This is a genomic window from Terrisporobacter mayombei, from assembly GCF_020748465.1.
GTDB classification, from domain to species: domain Bacteria; phylum Bacillota; class Clostridia; order Peptostreptococcales; family Peptostreptococcaceae; genus Terrisporobacter; species Terrisporobacter mayombei.
Map to the genome: position 1 here is coordinate 757557 of NZ_JAHZMP010000002.1, position 16469 is coordinate 774025.

Consider the following 16469-nt stretch of genomic DNA (forward strand, 5'->3'; position numbering starts at 1 on the left):
TTATTTCTCCTATTTTGTTCTTATTTAAAGTATTTTAGCTTAAGCTATAAACTTATACCTGCTAAATAACCTGTTGAGAAAGCTATTTGAAGATTATATCCTCCAGTTTCTGCATCTACATCTATTACTTCTCCTGTAAAATATAAGTCTTCTATTATTTTAGACTCCATTGAAGAAGCATTAATTTCTTTAACAGATACACCACCACTTGTTACCATTGAAACTTGTATTCCTAAAGTTGAATTTGTAGTTAGCTTCATATTTTTTATATAATCAATAATTTTAATTTCATTTTCTTTAGTTAATTCATTAGGTTTTGTTTCACTAAGATTTAATAAATCTAAAATTTCTTTTAAAAAGTTAAGTGGTAATATGGATTTTAAGTTATTTGCAATGTTTTTATTAGGATTTTCTCTCATAATCTTACTTATTTCTTCTCTTGTTACATCTGGTAAAACGTCAACATTTAGTTCTACAGATTCATTTTCTAAGTTTTTGTTAATATAAGATGATATGATAAGTACTACTGGTCCTGTTATCCCAAAATGAGCAAAGAGCATGTCTCCTCTTTTGCATATTTTTTTCTTTTTAATTTTGCATGATATTTCTATATCTTTTAAAGATATACCCTGTAATCTTCTTGTCCAATCTTCTTTAATTTTTAAAGGTGATAAAGCAGGATAAGTATTAGTTACAGTATGACCATGTTTTGATAATATTTTATGCATTGTGCCATCAGATCCAGTTTTAGAATGACTTTTTCCACCTGTTGATATTATTACTTTGTCTCCAAGAACTTTAGTATTATTATCTAAAACAATACCTTCTATTTTATTGTTTTCATTTATAATTAAATCTACTACCTTGCTATTATAAAGTACTTTTATATTATTTTCTATTAGTAAGTCTTTAAATTTATTGATAAGCTCAGTTGCCTTATCACTTCTTGTATAAACCTTATAATCATTATGTTCTTCTACTTTGTATTCAAGGTTGCTTTCGTCTAAGAAGCTTAATAAGTCTTCATTGGTAAATGAATAAAGGGCGCTGTATAAGAACTTTTTATTTGTCACAACTTTATCGAAAAAGTCTTCAATGTATCTTTTATTTGTAATATTACATCTTCCACCACCAGTAAGCTTAAGCTTCTTTCCTAGTTCCTCATTTCTCTCTATTAAGGTAACTTCATGAGAGTTTTTAGAAGCTACAAGTGCTGCCATCATTCCTGATGGACCTCCACCTACTACTATTACTTTTGACATTATATTCTCCTATTCTAATGCGCTATTTTCTAGTTTATGATTAGTTTTAATATGGCTTGTATCGTTCATTTTTATTACAACTGGGCCATAATCTCTAAATTCAATAACATTTAGTGCAGTATTTCCTTGATTAATTCTATAGATATTTTCCATACCTGAATTTAAAACAGAAAGTAGTATTACTCTTGCTGTTACAGAGTGAGTTACAAGTACAATATGTTTTCCATCATATTTTTCATTTAACTCATCTAAAAATTTATCTGTTCTTTCTTTTATAATTTGAAGGGTTTCTCCACCAGGTATCTCTGCAAGGTGAGGCTCATTTCTCCAAGTATGATATATGTCTTTATAATTTTCTTGAATTTCTTTTATTAAAAGACCTTCCCATGCTCCAAAGCCCATTTCTCTAAGACCTGAAGTTTTTATTACATCTAAATCAAATTTATCACTTATTAATTCTGCAGTTTCTACTGCTCTACCAAGATCACTTGAATATATGTAGTCAATAGGATATTTAACCATGCTATCAGCTAGTTCTTTAGCTTGATTAACACCTTTTTCAGTTAATTTTGAATTACCATGACCTTGAGTTTTCCCTTTTATATTCCATTCTGTTTGGCCATGTCTAACTAAATATATAGTATTCGTCATATTGTCCTCCTGTAGTTATTTTATCCTTATGTATTTGCTCATAAAGTGCTTCGCCAACACGTTGCTCAGACACAGCAAATTTTAAGTAACGGATATACCTGCAGCGCTAGCAAAGGTATATCATTGACGTCATGAGCTCAGCGAATTTTTTCATCTCTAAATTTTAATTATATCATAAATACACGAAAAAGGTTAAAACACTTTTAGTAGTATTTTAACCTTTTTATATACAATTAAATTATATTATTGTAATTCAGTCCTATTTAGAAATGACCTCATTTTCTTCTTTGTCTACTGAACCATCATCTTTTTTGATAAATGAAAGAATTGAAATTGTAATAATTATACATAATACACCAACCCATTCTATTAAATTAAAAATTAAATTCAAGAATAAAGACAATTATTAACTATATTCAGAATCATTACATGGAAAAAATTAATTTAAAAGATATATTTTCATCTGCATTTTATAGTCAAAAAGTATATTATTTACTCTCCCACTGTAATTATATCGTAAATATAGATACTTTTTTAGACTATGAATATATCTCATTTTGTATATAATTGATATAGAAGATTAAAATAAGTTGATTTGTATAATCAAGGAGGACGTAGAGTGAGTATTAATAATTATGAATGGAATCTAGAAAATGAATGGTTGGAAAAAGTTCTTAAAGAGACTACAAAACAACTTGATGAAAAACGTGAAGCCAAAGATAGGTTACAAAAAGAAGCAAAAGAAACACAAAGGGAATTATGGAATGACTTAGGATCTGTTTCCATAACAAATGGATTAGATCAAATTTCAGAGTTCGTATCAGCTATGGATACTATGAAAAATCAAAAAAGAAGTCATGAGTTCAACAAAAAACTTGAAGAAAAGTATGAAAAAATGCTTTTATCTCCTTATTTCGGTCGAATTGACTTTCTTGAAAAAAATGAACTAGATGCTGAAAAGTGTTATATTGGATTATCAAATCTTACAGATGAAGATTTCGATTTTCTTGTGTATGACTGGAGAGCGCCTATTTCAAGTATGTTTTATGACTATGAAATTGGACAGGCAGGCTATGAATGCCCACAAGGTGTAATCTCTGGAGAAATAACCAGTAAGCGACAATATAAAATCAATAATGGAATAATTGAGTATATGTTTGATAGTAATTTAAGTATAGATGATGAAATGTTACAAGAACTGTTGAGTAAAAGCTCTGATGATAAAATGAAAGGTATCGTTACTACTATTCAAAAAGAGCAAAACCAAGTAATTCGTAATGAGGATTATAAAAATTTAATTGTTCAAGGAGCTGCAGGAAGCGGAAAAACTTCTGTAGCACTTCATAGAATTGCATATTTATTATATAAACATAGAGATAGAATAACATCTCAAAATATAATAATATTTTCGCCAAATAATATTTTTAATGACTATATTTCAAATGTATTACCTCAACTTGGTGAAGAAAATATGTATCAAACTACATTTAAAGATTATATGCACAAGAAAATAGGTAATGGGTTTAGAAAAGAAACACCTTCAGAGATGATGGAGTATATACTTGATTCTAATGAAACATTAACTTACAAAGATAGAATTAAGAATATAAATTTTAAAACATCAGTAGAGTTTATGAATATTTTAAAAGAATATATAAATCACTTAGAAACAAAAGAGAGAAAATTTGAAGATATTATTGTAAGAGATAAATTAATAATTTCATCACAAGAGATACAAAAACTATTTTTAAATGATTTTGCAGACAGACCAATAAAAAAAAGATTAGAAAAGATAAAATCAAGAATATTATTTCTTATTGAGCCATATGAAGAAGCTTGGATTAAGGAAATATATGAAGAACTTGATTCATCTGGATATTATATAGACAGACAAGAAATGAAAGAAGAAAGCACCTTAACTGTAAAGAAACAGTTAAAAGATGTTTATGATAAGATTTCAAGAATGACAGAGTTTAACGTGGTAAACATTTACAGAAATCTATTTAAGTATTCAAATAAATTTTTAAATAGATTAGCGACTTCTTATGATAAGAATTTTATAAATCATATAAAGACTTACACAATGGAAAATTTAAATACAAGAAATCTTTATTATGAAGATCAAGTTGCACTTTTATACTTAAAAGTTGCACTTGGTGATGCTCCTGCTACATCACAAATTAAATATGTAATTATAGACGAGGCACAAGACTATACTCCACTACAATATGAAATATTTTATCAACTTTTTAAATCTGCAAAGATGACAATACTTGGAGATATAAATCAATCAATCAATCCATTTATGAATGTTGGAAATTATAATAATATTTATAATATATCAAAGGATGATACTTGTATAATAAACTTAACAAAAAGTTATCGTTCAACAATGGAAATTACTAAATTTTCGAGAAAGCTCCTTATAGAAAATATAAATGATGAATATGTTGAAAGACATGGTGAAGAGCCTAATGTTATTGGTTTTTCTCATGAAAGTCATATGAATAAAAAACTTATTGAAGAGATAAATAATTATAAAGAAAAAAATTATAAATCTATTGGTATCATTACAAAAACAGCACGTGAAACAAGAGATTTATATAACTTGTTAAAAGCAAATAATATAGACGTAGTTTCTATAGAAAAAGATGATGATTCGTATACAAACGGTGTATTAGTAATACCTTCATATCTAGCTAAAGGCCTTGAGTTTGATGTGGTATTTATACATGATGTAAGTAATAAAAATTATAACAGTGAAGATGAAAGGTTACTTCTTTACACTTGTTGTACAAGAGCTCTTCATGTGTTAAATATATATTACTTAGGAGAAATTACTTCTTTATTAAAATAATAACTTTATAAATTACAAAAAACTCTATCACAGTTGTCAGATAACTATGATAGAGTTTTTTTTATTTAACTTTTATAGTTATATTGTCATTATCACCATCAACTAATATGGTACATCCATTATAAATTTCACCAGCAATCATTCTTCTTGCTATCATAGTTTCTAAAGTGTTTCCAATGTATCTTTTTAGTGGTCTTGCACCATAAATTGGATCATAGCCTTCTTTAACCATAATATTTTTAGCTTCATCTGTTATTTCTATTGTAATGTCTTTATCTTTTAATCTGTTTGCTAAGGCTTTTACAAAGATATCTATAATATTTTTAATTTCTTCTTTATCTAAGGCTTTAAACATTATAATGTCATCTACTCTGTTTAAGAATTCTGGTTTAAATCTTCTTTTCATTTCGCCCATAACAAGATCTTTTGTTTTTTCTGTAATATTTCCTTCATCTTGTAATAAGTAGCTACTTCCTATATTTGATGTCATTATAATAATTGTGTTTTTAAAGTCTACAGTTTTACCTTTGTTATCAGTAAGTCTACCATCATCTAAGATTTGTAAGAACATGTTGAAAACATCTTCGTGAGCTTTTTCTATTTCGTCAAATAGAATTACTGAATAAGGCGCACGTCTAACAGCTTCTGTTAATTGGCCACCTTCTTCGTAGCCTACGTATCCTGGAGGAGGTCCAACAAGTCTAGACACTGAATGTTTTTCCATATATTCAGACATATCTATTCTTATTATATTTTCTGCACTATCAAATAAAGTTTTAGCTAGTGTTTTTGCAAGTTCTGTTTTACCCACACCAGTAGGTCCAAGGAATATAAATGAACCAATTGGTTTGTTTTCATCTTTTAATCCTGCTCTTGCTCTTATTACTGCATTGGCTACGGCAGTTACAGCTTCATTTTGTCCTATTACTCTTTCATGAAGCTCATCTTCTAGCTTAAGAAGTTTTTCTCTTTCTCCTTCAACTAGTTTTGTAACAGGTATACCTGTCCATTTAGAAACTATTTCTGAAATTTCGTTTTCTGTTACTTCTTCTTTTAGTAGAGCATTATCATATCCTGATTTCATTTTTTCTTCTACTTCTTTTATTTGTTGTTCTAAATCAGGAATAACACCGTATTTTATTTCAGCAACTTTATTAAAGTCGTATTCTCTTTCGTATTTTTCCACATCGCCTTTAGCTGCATCTAATTTTGATTTTAAATTTTTAATTTCTGTAATTAAGCCTTTTTCTTTTTCATACTTAGCTGTCATTTCATCATCTTTAGATTTAAGCTCTGCAATTTCTTTTTGAAGCTCTGCTAGTCTTAGCTTACTTTTTTCATCTTTTTCTTTTAATAATGCTTCTCTTTCAGTTTCCAAAGTAAATAATCTTCTTCTTACCATATCTAATTCCGTAGGAAGAGAATCTATTTCACTTCTTATCATGGCACCAGCTTCGTCTATTAGGTCTATGGCTTTGTCTGGTAAAAATCTATCTTGTATATATCTATTTGAAAGTTTTGCAGCAGCAACTATAGCACTATCATGAATTCTTACACCATGATGTATTTCAAATCTTTCTTTTAACCCTCTTAGGATAGAGATTGTATCTTCAACCGTAGGTTCCTCAGCTATTACTGGTTGGAAACGTCTTTCAAGTGCTTTATCTTTTTCGATATATTTTCTGTATTCATCAAAAGTAGTAGCACCTATACAATTAAGTTCTCCACGGGCAAGCATTGGTTTTATTAAGTTACCTGCATCCATAGAACCTTCTGTTTTACCAGCACCAACTATTGTGTGTATCTCATCTATAAATAATATTATTTTTCCTTCTGCATTTTGTACTTCTTTAAGTACTGCTTTTAGTCTTTCTTCAAATTCACCTCTATATTTGGCACCAGCAATTAGTGAACCCATATCTAGTGAGAAAATTATTTTATCTTTTAATCCTTCTGGAACGTCTCCTCTAACTATTCTTTCAGCCAAGCCTTCTACTATGGCAGTTTTACCAACACCAGGTTCACCTATAAGCACTGGATTGTTTTTAGTACGTCTAGATAAAATTCTTATAACTCTTCTTATTTCTTCGTTTCTACCTATAACTGGATCTAGTTTATGTTTTTTAGCCAGTTCTACTAAATTTGTACCAAATTTAGCTAAAGCATCGTAAGTTCCTTCAGGATCTTGGCTTTCTACTCTTTGACTACCTCTTACTGCAGATAATACTTGAAGAAAATCATTTTTATTTATATTGTACATGTTTAATATTTTTTTTACGTTTGAGATAGAAGTCATTTCCATAATAGCAAGCATTACATGTTCCACACTTATGTAGGAATCTTTAAAGTCTTTTGAAATGTCTTCCGCTTTTATTAATACTTCTTCAATGTTTCTAGATGCAGTTACACCTTGTGAATTAATTCCTTCTCCATAAATTTGAGGAAGCTTGTCTAATTCTTCGTTGATGCTACTTCTAAGAGCAGCAACAGATATATTCATTTTTTCTAAAATATTAGGAATTAAACCGTCTTCTTGATTTACTAAAGCTGAAAATAAGTGAATTACATCAACCATTTGGTTGTGATGCTTAACAGCCTCATTGTAAGCTTCATTTAAACTTTTTTGAACTCTAACAGTCATTCTTTCAATATCCATTAAAATCCCTCCTTTAATATTGCATGATTTAAATTTAAGCAAAGCAAATTTTTTTGTAAAGCTAACCTCAAAAAATATTATAGAACTCTTACAGAAAAATTTCCATTAAATTTAAGAATTTTTAGTATACATTTTTGTAAACATTTATAATTAAAATATGACAAATCAGTTAAAAAAGAAAGAAGCTTTCACTTCTTTCTTAGATAAGGTAATATTTTCTTATTTATCTTGATGTTTTTTGTGAGTGCTAATAGGTCTTGCTGTGTTTTGAGCTACAGATCCTGTTTTTGAAGGTCTAAGTCTAGGTTCTAAATTTAGCTCTTCACCAAGTTCTAATTTGAAGTGTGGATTTTTCTTATCATTTCCATTATATCTAGTTTTGTCATCTTCTCTTTTATGTTTATCTTTAGCCATTTTGTCCTCCTTATAATCCATACTATATTAATAATTTATCCTAAAATATAATTAGTATTCTTCATTTAAAAAGGCAACTTAATTAAAATAATATTATTAAAGTGCTATTTTTTAAGCATAAGAACGTTTGTTCTCTTTATGAAATTTAGCACTTTATAGTCATTTAATATAAATTAGACTAATATTTATATCTTAATATTAAAAAGAGAAGTAAACTAGTTACTTCTCTTTATATACTAACTTAGAAATGCGTTTACTATTACTTCTTCAGCTTCTTCTTCGCTTAAGCCGAAGGTTTCAAGTTTTAGCAATTGTTCATTATTAATCCTACCTATGGCAGCTTCATGAACTATTTGTGCATCAGTATGATTTGCCTGAATTTCTGGAATAGAGCTTACTTTAGCTTTATCCATAATTATAGAATCACATTGTACGTGAGCTTTGCAGTTGTCATTTCCTATGGCTATTGGATGAAATACTTGAACAGATTCATCTTTGGCAACAGAACGAGATATAATTTGTAATATGGAATCTTCTCCATTTAGATTGCATCTTACATTTGAATGAGCAATTTGATCGTCATGAGTCATTAATTTTTCATTTATTATTAATTTTGCGCCCTTTCCTAAAAATGCCTCTGTTTCTCTTTTAGTTGAATCAACTCCTTCTATTTGAGTCATATTCATCTCGCAATAAGAATCTTCATCCATATGTACTATTGTTGTTGGGTTTAATATTCTTTTGCTCTCAGAGCTTCCCTCACCGTAATGTTTTTCTCCATATTTAATTTTAGCATTTTTTCCTATGTGGAAAGTATGTATACCATCGTGCTCACTAGTACCGCATCCATCGTTGTGAATACCACATCCAGCTACAATAGTTACATCTGCATTTTCTCCAATATAAAAATCGTTATATACTAAATCATTAACATTATCTTCTGTTATTACTACGGGTATATGTACAGTTTCGTTTTTAGTGTTAGGTTTAACTGTTATGTCAATTCCCGGTTTATCTTCCTTAGGAGTTATTATAATATTTTCACTAGATCTTCTCTCCACACCGCATCCATTGCTTCTTAGATTGAATGCGCCATCAACTTCTCCAGTAATATCTGCTATAGTTTTTAATAGGTTTTTAATCATTAACTCGCTCATGAGTAAGTGCTACCTCCTTCATTTGACATAGACAATTTTTCATATCACCTTGTAGTAAAGGTAAAACTTTAGCTTTTGTGCCTATATTTTGAATTTTTCCATCAGAAATTATTATTAATTCATCAGCTAAGTCTATAATTCTTTCTTGATGAGATATTATGATAACACTTTGGTCACTGCTTTTTTTGAAGTTTGTAAAAGTATCTACAAGCATGGAGAAGCTCCATAAATCAATTCCTGCCTCTGGTTCATCGTATATTGATATTATAGAATCTCTTGCCATTAATGAGGCTATCTCTATTCTTTTTAATTCTCCACCAGATAAAGAGTTGTCTACATCTCTTTTTAAGTATTCTTTAGAGCAAAGGCCTACTTTAGATAAATATTCGCAACATAACTCTTCTGATAGATTTTTACCAGAAGCTAATTGTAACATTTTCTCTACAGTTACACCTTTGAATCTAGGTGGTTGTTGGAAAGCATAACCTATACCTAATTTTGCTCTTTCTGTAATATTTAAATTTGTTATATCAATACCGTCAAATAAAATTTGTCCACTACTTGGTTTCTCTATTCCCATTATGATTTTTGCCAATGTGGACTTTCCTCCACCATTTGGACCTGTTATAACTAACATCTTTCCAGAATCAATTTTAAAGCTTACATTATCTAAAATCGTAATTTCTTCATTACTATCTAAAGCTTTAACTTTAAAAGATATATTCTTTAGTTCAAGCATTGTAAACATTCCTTTCTAAGATTATTATTATAAGTTTTTTAAATCTTTTATAAAATCTAATACTTTATCTTTTTCTGTTGCCCATGAAGTAACAAGTCTGATAATTGTATGATTTTCATCGTATTCTTCCCATGTATTAAATGAATACTTTTCTCTTAATTTTTCTATAGATGAATTAGGTAGTATAGGGAATATTTGATTAGTAGGTGATTTAATTAATAATTTATAGTTTTCTTCAATTAAAGCATCTTGAATTAAAGCAGCCATTTCATTGGCATGTTTTGCTAAATTGAAGAATAAATCATCTTTAAATAATTCCATAAACTGAATTCCAAGAAGTCTTCCTTTTGCAAGTAAAGCACCTTTTTGTTTTATATTATATCTAAAATCTTCTTTTAGTGAGTCATTACAAATAACAAGAGCTTCACCAAATAATGCTCCATTTTTAGTTCCACCTATGTAAAATGCATCACAAAGATTAACTAAATCGCAAAGTTCTAAATCGTTTTCTATGCTTGTTATTGCTGAGCCCATTCTAGCTCCATCTATAAAGAATAACAAATTCTTTTCTCTACAATATGTATATAAATCTATTAATTCTTGTTTTTTGTATATTGTACCAATCTCTGTTGCATTAGATATATATACTAGTTTTGGCTTAACCATATGCTCATCAGTATGTATCTTTAATATTTTTTCTATTTTATCTACTGTTAATTTTCCGTCATTACTATTTGCTGTAATAACCTTGTGACCACAAGCTTCGATTGCTCCAGTTTCGTGTACTGCAATATGTCCAGTATCTGCAGCAATGGCAGCTTCATATTGTTTTAAGAAAGAAGATATACATATTAAGTTAACTTGAGTGCCACCTGGTATAAAGTGAATATCTATTTTCTCATTTTTAAGTACATTTTTTAGTATATCCTTTGCTTTTTCACTATATTCATCAAGTCCATATCCTGAACTTTGTTTTAGGTTACTATCTAAAAGTGCTTTTAGTATATTTTCGTGTGCACCTTCACTATAATCATTTGTAAAACTGTACATAAATACCTCCAAAATTAATATATTACTTATAATTAATATTATACAAAATTTGTTATTGTATCTACATATATTTTAATTGATATATATATTTCTTGTTATAAATAGATTTTAAGAAGCTTTAAATAAAAAAGGAGTAGATTTCTCTACTCTTTTTATTAAGAAAACTCAGTATTTATTTTAAAGTATTAAGATATCTATTATATTCAGTTTCATCTTTAGGAGCTACAATATCTCCACTTTCTAGTTTTTTAATTTCTTCTTTAACATAGTCTAAAACATCTTTAGGAACTAATTTAGATGTTGAATCAGGTATACCAACAGCACCTTCTTTAAGTCCATAAGTTGTTTCTTTTCCACCTTCAAATTTATTTTCTATAAATCTTTTTGCTGTTTCATATACACCAATATCTACTCTTTTTATAGCAGAAGTTAAAACATTATCTGGAGCTAAGTCACTTTGGTCTCTATCCACACCAATAGCATATTTATTTGATTCTTTAATAGCTTCTATGGCACCAGTTCCTACATCACCACCAGCTATAAATATTACATCAGCACTATTGGACATCATTTGATTTGATATTGCTTTTCCTTTTGCTTGATCAGAAAATGAGTTTGCATATTGACTTTGTAATTTACATTTTGTATTTGCTGCTTTTACACCAGCCATATAACCGTATTTAAATGTATTTATAACAGACATATCCATACCGCCAATAAATCCAACATTATTTGTTTTTGTCATTTTTCCAGCGATTAAACCAACTAAGTATGCTGATTGTTCAGCTCTAAATAAAATTGACTCTACGTTAGAAGGAATTTTTTTATATGTTTCATCTACAAGTACAAATTTTTGATCAGGATAATCCTTAGCTGCTTGTTCAATTGTTGGAGCTAATTTTGATCCAACACCAACTATTAAATCAGTCCCGTCGTCTACAAGAGTTTCCACATTAGTAGAGTAATCTGCATCTTGTTTTGATTCTAAATATTTAACTTTAACACCTAAATCTTTTTCTGCTTTTTTCAATCCTTCCCAGGCACTTTGGTTAAAGGAGTGGTCGTTAACACCAGCAACATCTGTAATCATTGAAATAGTATACTCTTTTTTATTCGACTCATTATTGCCAGTGGGATTGTTTTTCTTAGTGGTACATCCTGTCATACAAGTAGTTAACATTGATGTAACCATAGTTATCGCAATGAATTTTTTTAATGTCATAAAACTACCTCCGCTATGTTTAATTATATTAAATATAGATTTTATATAAATTTCTTCATCTATAAATAATGTAAGTACTTATTAAAATTCTAAAGTTATTATTTCCTAAATGCAAAAAAAAATCCTTTAATCCTCTGCTTATCATAATAGAATTATTAACAAAATAAAACTTAACTTACTTTAATTTTATAAAATAAAAGCTTAAATTATAAAAATTCAGTTTATTTTTTAAAATAATTACTATAAATTAGTTAAAAATTTATTAATGTTGATATATTACCTTTTATGTACTAAGATGGTGATATTGAGGGATACTTAATATTTAATTATTATTTTAGAAAAGGGGACGTATTATGGAATCATATAGTTACATATTAGATATTGCTTTAATTCTAATTTCTACAAAATTATTTGGCTTAATTTCTAGGAGGTGTCAAATGCCTCAAGTAGTTGGAGCCTTATTTGCTGGTTTAATTTTAGGGCCAGCAGTTTTAAACATTGTTCATGAAACAGAATTTTTAACTCAGTTAGCTGAGATAGGGGTAATACTGTTAATGTTTTTCGCAGGATTGGAAACAGATATAAGTGAGTTGAAACAGTCTGGAAAAGCTTCTTTAGTAACAGCTATTTTAGGAATTATAGTTCCACTTGCAGGTGGATTTTTTGTTGCAATGTATTTCAATCGTCATGGATTAATACCATTTGAAGCTAAGGCAAATGCATTTCTTCAAAATATATTTATAGGGACTATTCTTACAGCTACTTCAGTTAGTATTACTGTTGAGACTCTTAAGGAAATGGGAAAATTAAATTCAAAAGTAGGAAATACCATATTAGGTGCTGCAATTATTGATGATATCCTTGGAATTATTGCACTTACAATAGTTATTAGTTTTGCAAATCCTGATGTACATATTTTTGAAGTTTTATTAAAAATATTTTGCTTTTTTATATTTGCTGCAATTGCCAGTGGTATATTTTATTTTATATTCAAAAATTGGCTTGATAAAGATTCAAAACATAAAAGACGTTATGTAATAGCAGCATTTGCTTTTTGTTTGCTTTTATCGTATATATCAGAAACATATTTTGGTGTGGCAGATATAACAGGTGCATTTATAGCAGGGCTTACTTTATCACCTATAAGTAAGAAGTATTATATTGGTGATAAATTAGATACAGTATCCTATGCACTTTTATCACCCATATTTTTTGCAAGTATAGGTTTAAAACTAGTATTACCTAAAATGACTCCAATGATAATATTATTTGCCATTATTCTTACTATTGTTGCTGTTTTATCAAAAGTAGTAGGTTGTAGTTTAGGCTGCAAATTGTTTAATTACTCTAATAGTGAATCATTGCAAGTGGGTATTGGCATGGTATCTAGAGGTGAGGTGGCTTTAATTGTTGCTAATAAAGGTTTTAGCGCAGGACTAATTAACACCACTGTTTTAGCTCCAATTCTAATCGTGGTTATAGCTACAACCATATTGTCGCCAATATTATTAAAGATGTCATACAATTATGAAATTAAGAAAAATAAAGAAAAGTTAGATGCAATATCTTAGCTATAAATAAAATTAATAAAACAAAAACTCTACTTATTGATTAGTAAGTAGAGTTTTTGTTTAAAGTATTTCTTACTTATTATTTTTCTTGTCTTTCATGGCATTAATTTTAAGTGGAAGAGTAAATAAGTTTATAAATCCTTCAGCATCTTTGTGATCGTATAACTCACTGTCACCAAATGAAGATATACTTTCATCATATAATGCATTTTCAGTAAATATTCCAGCAGGTTTTATATTTCCCTTGTATAATTTAAGTTTTACTGATCCTGTTACGTTTTCTTGAGTTTCGTCCATGAATGCTGTTATTGCACTACAAGCCTTTGAATACCATTTACCATTGTATATCAAATCAGCATATTCTAATGATAATCTTTGTTTTAAATGAAGAGAATCTTTATCTAGAGTGGCACTTTCTAGGTAGTTATGAGCAGTATATAAAAGTTCTCCTCCTGGAGTTTCATATATTCCTCTAGATTTCATTCCAACTAATCTATTTTCTAATATTTCTACTATGCCTATACCATGTTTACATCCTAATTTGTCTAAAGCTTCTAATAATTCAATTGGAGATAATTCTTTATTATTAACTTTCTTAGGTACACCTTTATCAAAATATATCTCTACATATTCAGCTACATCACAAGCAGCTTCTGGCGATTGAGTTTTTTTGTATATGTCCTCCTTATGCTCATTTTGTAAGCACTCTATATCTCCACCTTCTGTTGATACATGGAATAAGTTATCATCAACAGAATAAATTTTTTCTTTCGTAGCTACTACTTGTATATTATGTGACTGAGCATAATCTATAGCATCTTCTCTAGATTTTATATCCCACATTCTCCAAGGTGCTATAACTTTTATTGATGGGTCAAGTGCTGCTATAGTACCTTCAAAACGAACTTGGTCATTTCCTTTTCCTGTACATCCGTGGCAAATATACTTAGCACCTTCTTTATGAGCTATTTCAACTAATTTTTTTGCTATTATTGGTCTTGCTAAAGCAGTTCCAAGTAAATATCTTCCTTCATATTTTGTTTCTGCTTTAATAGCAGCATAAATTGTTGTAGTTATAAACTCTTCTTTTAAATCTTCACAATAAGCTTTTATTGCACCGCTAGCTATAGCCTTATCATGTATTTTATCCATATCATCCTCTTGGCCTACGTTGGCACAAACAGCAATTACATCAATATCATAGTTTTCTTTAAGCCATGGTATTATTATAGATGTATCTAATCCACCTGAGTATGCTAGTACTACTTTTTCTTTCATAGTTATTATCCCCCTTCTTATTCCCATTGTTTAATTTTTACAATAAAAAAAGTCCCTTGGATTTAATCCAAGAGACGAATTTACCGCGTTACCACTCTAATTAATAAAATTCACTGTGTTCATATCGCCAACGATATATCTTCGTTATCACTTCAGATAAATCCGTTGCTCAAAAATTCGCTAGAATCTTATTCACTCTTCCTTTTAAGGCAAGGCCACCTATTATCATACTATTATTTCAGATAATCTTCTCCAAAGCTCTATTCACTTAAAGTATATTATTAGGCTTCCACCATTCCCAATTCTCTGTAAATACAATCTTTAAGTTACTTCTCTTTTTCACTGAATTTTGTGTATTCAATTTAATATGTTTAAATAATAGTTGAATTTCTAATCGTTGTCAACTATTCTAAAGATTTTTTTAAAAAGTATCTTTTGTGGTTTTTAGGACATTCATCTAAAACACCAAATATTTCATAGCCATTTTTTATATAAAAATCCTTAGCTTGAAAATCAAAAGTATCTAAATGAATTAAATTACATTTTTCTTCTTTTCCTAGTTTTTCTATTTCAAGTAGTAATTTTTCTCCAAGACCACAACTTCTGTAGTTTTCATCAATCCAAAGTGCATCAATGTAAATTACATTCCAACAATACATTTTGGCAAGAATTCCCCCAACTATTTCTTTATTATCATTTTCTATTATTTTGTTTAGCCACACATAAGCTACTTCTTGTGTTTGTGGCACTTTTGATAAATTATATTCTACTAGTTTTTCAATTATATAATCAGAGTCTTTATCACTCCCATTTTTTATAATTAAATTATTCAAATACATCCCCCCACAGAATTAATATTGAACTTTAAATAAATATAGACCTTTTGCTGGTGCTGTTTCTGGAGCTACTTTTCTGCCTTTAGCTTCTAAGATTTCTTTTATATCCGTAGGATTTAATTTGCGATGTCCTGCATCTATTAAAGTTCCAACAATTATTCTCACCATGTTATATAAGAATCCATCACCTTTTACATAGATTTCAATCATGTTATCTTTTTCTACTATATCAATAGATTCAATGCTTCTAATATTACTTTTCTTTTTTGATTTTGAAGAAGCGAAGCTGGAAAAATCATGTTCTCCAATTAAATAAGTGCTCGCTTCTTTCATAAGATCTAAATTTAATTTTTTATTTATATGAGCTGAGTACTTTCTAAAAAATGGATTATGGAACTTATTGTTATCTATTTTGTATAAATAAACTTTAGATTTAGCATTGTATCTAGAGTGAAATCTATCTTCAACTTCTTCAATACTTTTTATAACTATAGATTCAGGTAAATATTTATATAAATATTTTTGTATTTTTTCAACTGACTCATTGCAATTAGTTTTAAAGTTTACAACTTGACCCATGGCATGAACACCCATATCTGTTCTTCCAGAACCTATTATTTCAACATTTTCATCTGTAAGTTTACAAAGAACATCTTCTATTTTCCCTTGTACAGTATTATCATTGTCTTTTAATCTTTGGAAGCCTTTAAAGTTACTTCCATCGTATTGTACTATCATTTTTATATTTCTCATTATTATTTTTCCTTTTGAATAAA

The 16469-nt window shown here is 28.7% G+C and carries 13 protein-coding genes and 1 other annotated feature; of the genes, 2 read left to right on the top strand and 11 right to left on the bottom strand.

Features of this window, described 5'->3' with window-relative positions; all coding sequences use genetic code 11:
• Nucleotides 1-44: 44 nt before the first annotated feature.
• Both K0039_RS10245 and K0039_RS10250 read right to left on the bottom strand, forming a co-directional pair.
• Nucleotides 45-1262: a BaiN/RdsA family NAD(P)/FAD-dependent oxidoreductase gene (locus K0039_RS10245; protein WP_228104955.1), complete on the bottom strand. Its 1218-nt coding sequence runs from the start codon at nucleotides 1260-1262 to the stop codon at nucleotides 45-47.
• A 9-nt stretch (nucleotides 1263-1271) separates the two neighbouring features.
• Nucleotides 1272-1913, bottom strand: coding sequence for a histidine phosphatase family protein (locus K0039_RS10250; RefSeq protein ID WP_228104956.1), 642 nt, complete (start codon nucleotides 1911-1913; stop codon nucleotides 1272-1274).
• 619 nt (nucleotides 1914-2532) lie between these two features.
• Here K0039_RS10250 and helD point away from each other — a divergent pair.
• A complete protein-coding gene (gene helD / locus K0039_RS10255; protein WP_228104957.1) occupies nucleotides 2533-4770 on the top strand; it encodes an RNA polymerase recycling motor HelD in 2238 nt (745 codons plus the stop codon).
• Between the two features lie 61 nt (nucleotides 4771-4831).
• On the opposite strand, the gene clpB is transcribed toward helD, so the two are convergent.
• From clpB to K0039_RS10285, 6 genes are all read right to left on the bottom strand, one after another.
• A complete protein-coding gene (gene clpB, locus K0039_RS10260) occupies nucleotides 4832-7426 on the bottom strand; it encodes an ATP-dependent chaperone ClpB (protein WP_228104958.1) in 2595 nt (864 codons plus the stop codon).
• A gap of 219 nt (nucleotides 7427-7645) precedes the next feature.
• The gene (locus K0039_RS10265; protein WP_228104959.1) at nucleotides 7646-7840 is read right to left on the bottom strand and encodes a hypothetical protein; all 195 of its coding nucleotides are present in this window, start codon (nucleotides 7838-7840) and stop codon (nucleotides 7646-7648) included.
• A 236-nt stretch (nucleotides 7841-8076) separates the two neighbouring features.
• Nucleotides 8077-8997, bottom strand: a complete 921-nt coding sequence (locus K0039_RS10270) for a SufB/SufD family protein (RefSeq protein ID WP_228104960.1) — start codon at nucleotides 8995-8997, stop codon at nucleotides 8077-8079.
• Nucleotides 8978-9736, bottom strand: coding sequence for an ABC transporter ATP-binding protein (locus K0039_RS10275; RefSeq protein WP_228104961.1), 759 nt, complete (start codon nucleotides 9734-9736; stop codon nucleotides 8978-8980). Before K0039_RS10275 ends, K0039_RS10270 begins: the two co-directional genes overlap by 20 nt.
• Before the next feature lie 27 nt (nucleotides 9737-9763).
• Nucleotides 9764-10786: a threonine aldolase family protein gene (locus tag K0039_RS10280; protein ID WP_228104962.1), complete on the bottom strand. Its 1023-nt coding sequence runs from the start codon at nucleotides 10784-10786 to the stop codon at nucleotides 9764-9766.
• A 172-nt stretch (nucleotides 10787-10958) separates the two neighbouring features.
• Nucleotides 10959-12008 carry a BMP family lipoprotein gene (locus tag K0039_RS10285; protein ID WP_228104963.1) on the bottom strand — a complete coding sequence of 350 codons (1050 nt, stop codon included), beginning with the start codon at nucleotides 12006-12008 and terminating at the stop codon, nucleotides 10959-10961.
• 353 nt (nucleotides 12009-12361) lie between these two features.
• Between K0039_RS10285 and K0039_RS10290 the strand changes: the two genes are divergently transcribed.
• Nucleotides 12362-13579 (top strand): cation:proton antiporter, encoded by a 1218-nt coding sequence (locus K0039_RS10290; RefSeq protein ID WP_228104964.1) that lies wholly within the window; start codon nucleotides 12362-12364, stop codon nucleotides 13577-13579.
• 72 nt (nucleotides 13580-13651) lie between these two features.
• Here the strand turns inward: K0039_RS10290 and K0039_RS10295 are convergent, their stop codons facing one another.
• The 3 genes from K0039_RS10295 to truA all read right to left on the bottom strand — a co-directional run bounded on the left by K0039_RS10295 (nucleotide 13652) and on the right by truA (nucleotide 16446).
• Nucleotides 13652-14857, bottom strand: coding sequence for an argininosuccinate synthase (locus K0039_RS10295; RefSeq protein WP_228104965.1), 1206 nt, complete (start codon nucleotides 14855-14857; stop codon nucleotides 13652-13654).
• A 67-nt stretch (nucleotides 14858-14924) separates the two neighbouring features.
• Nucleotides 14925-15209: a binding site (T-box leader), on the bottom strand.
• Between the two features lie 52 nt (nucleotides 15210-15261).
• A complete protein-coding gene (locus K0039_RS10300) occupies nucleotides 15262-15690 on the bottom strand; it encodes a GNAT family N-acetyltransferase (RefSeq protein ID WP_228104966.1) in 429 nt (142 codons plus the stop codon).
• A gap of 18 nt (nucleotides 15691-15708) precedes the next feature.
• On the bottom strand, nucleotides 15709-16446 hold the full coding sequence (gene truA, locus K0039_RS10305; RefSeq protein ID WP_228104967.1) for a tRNA pseudouridine(38-40) synthase TruA: 738 nt from the start codon (nucleotides 16444-16446) through the stop codon (nucleotides 15709-15711).
• Nucleotides 16447-16469 lie beyond the last annotated feature (23 nt).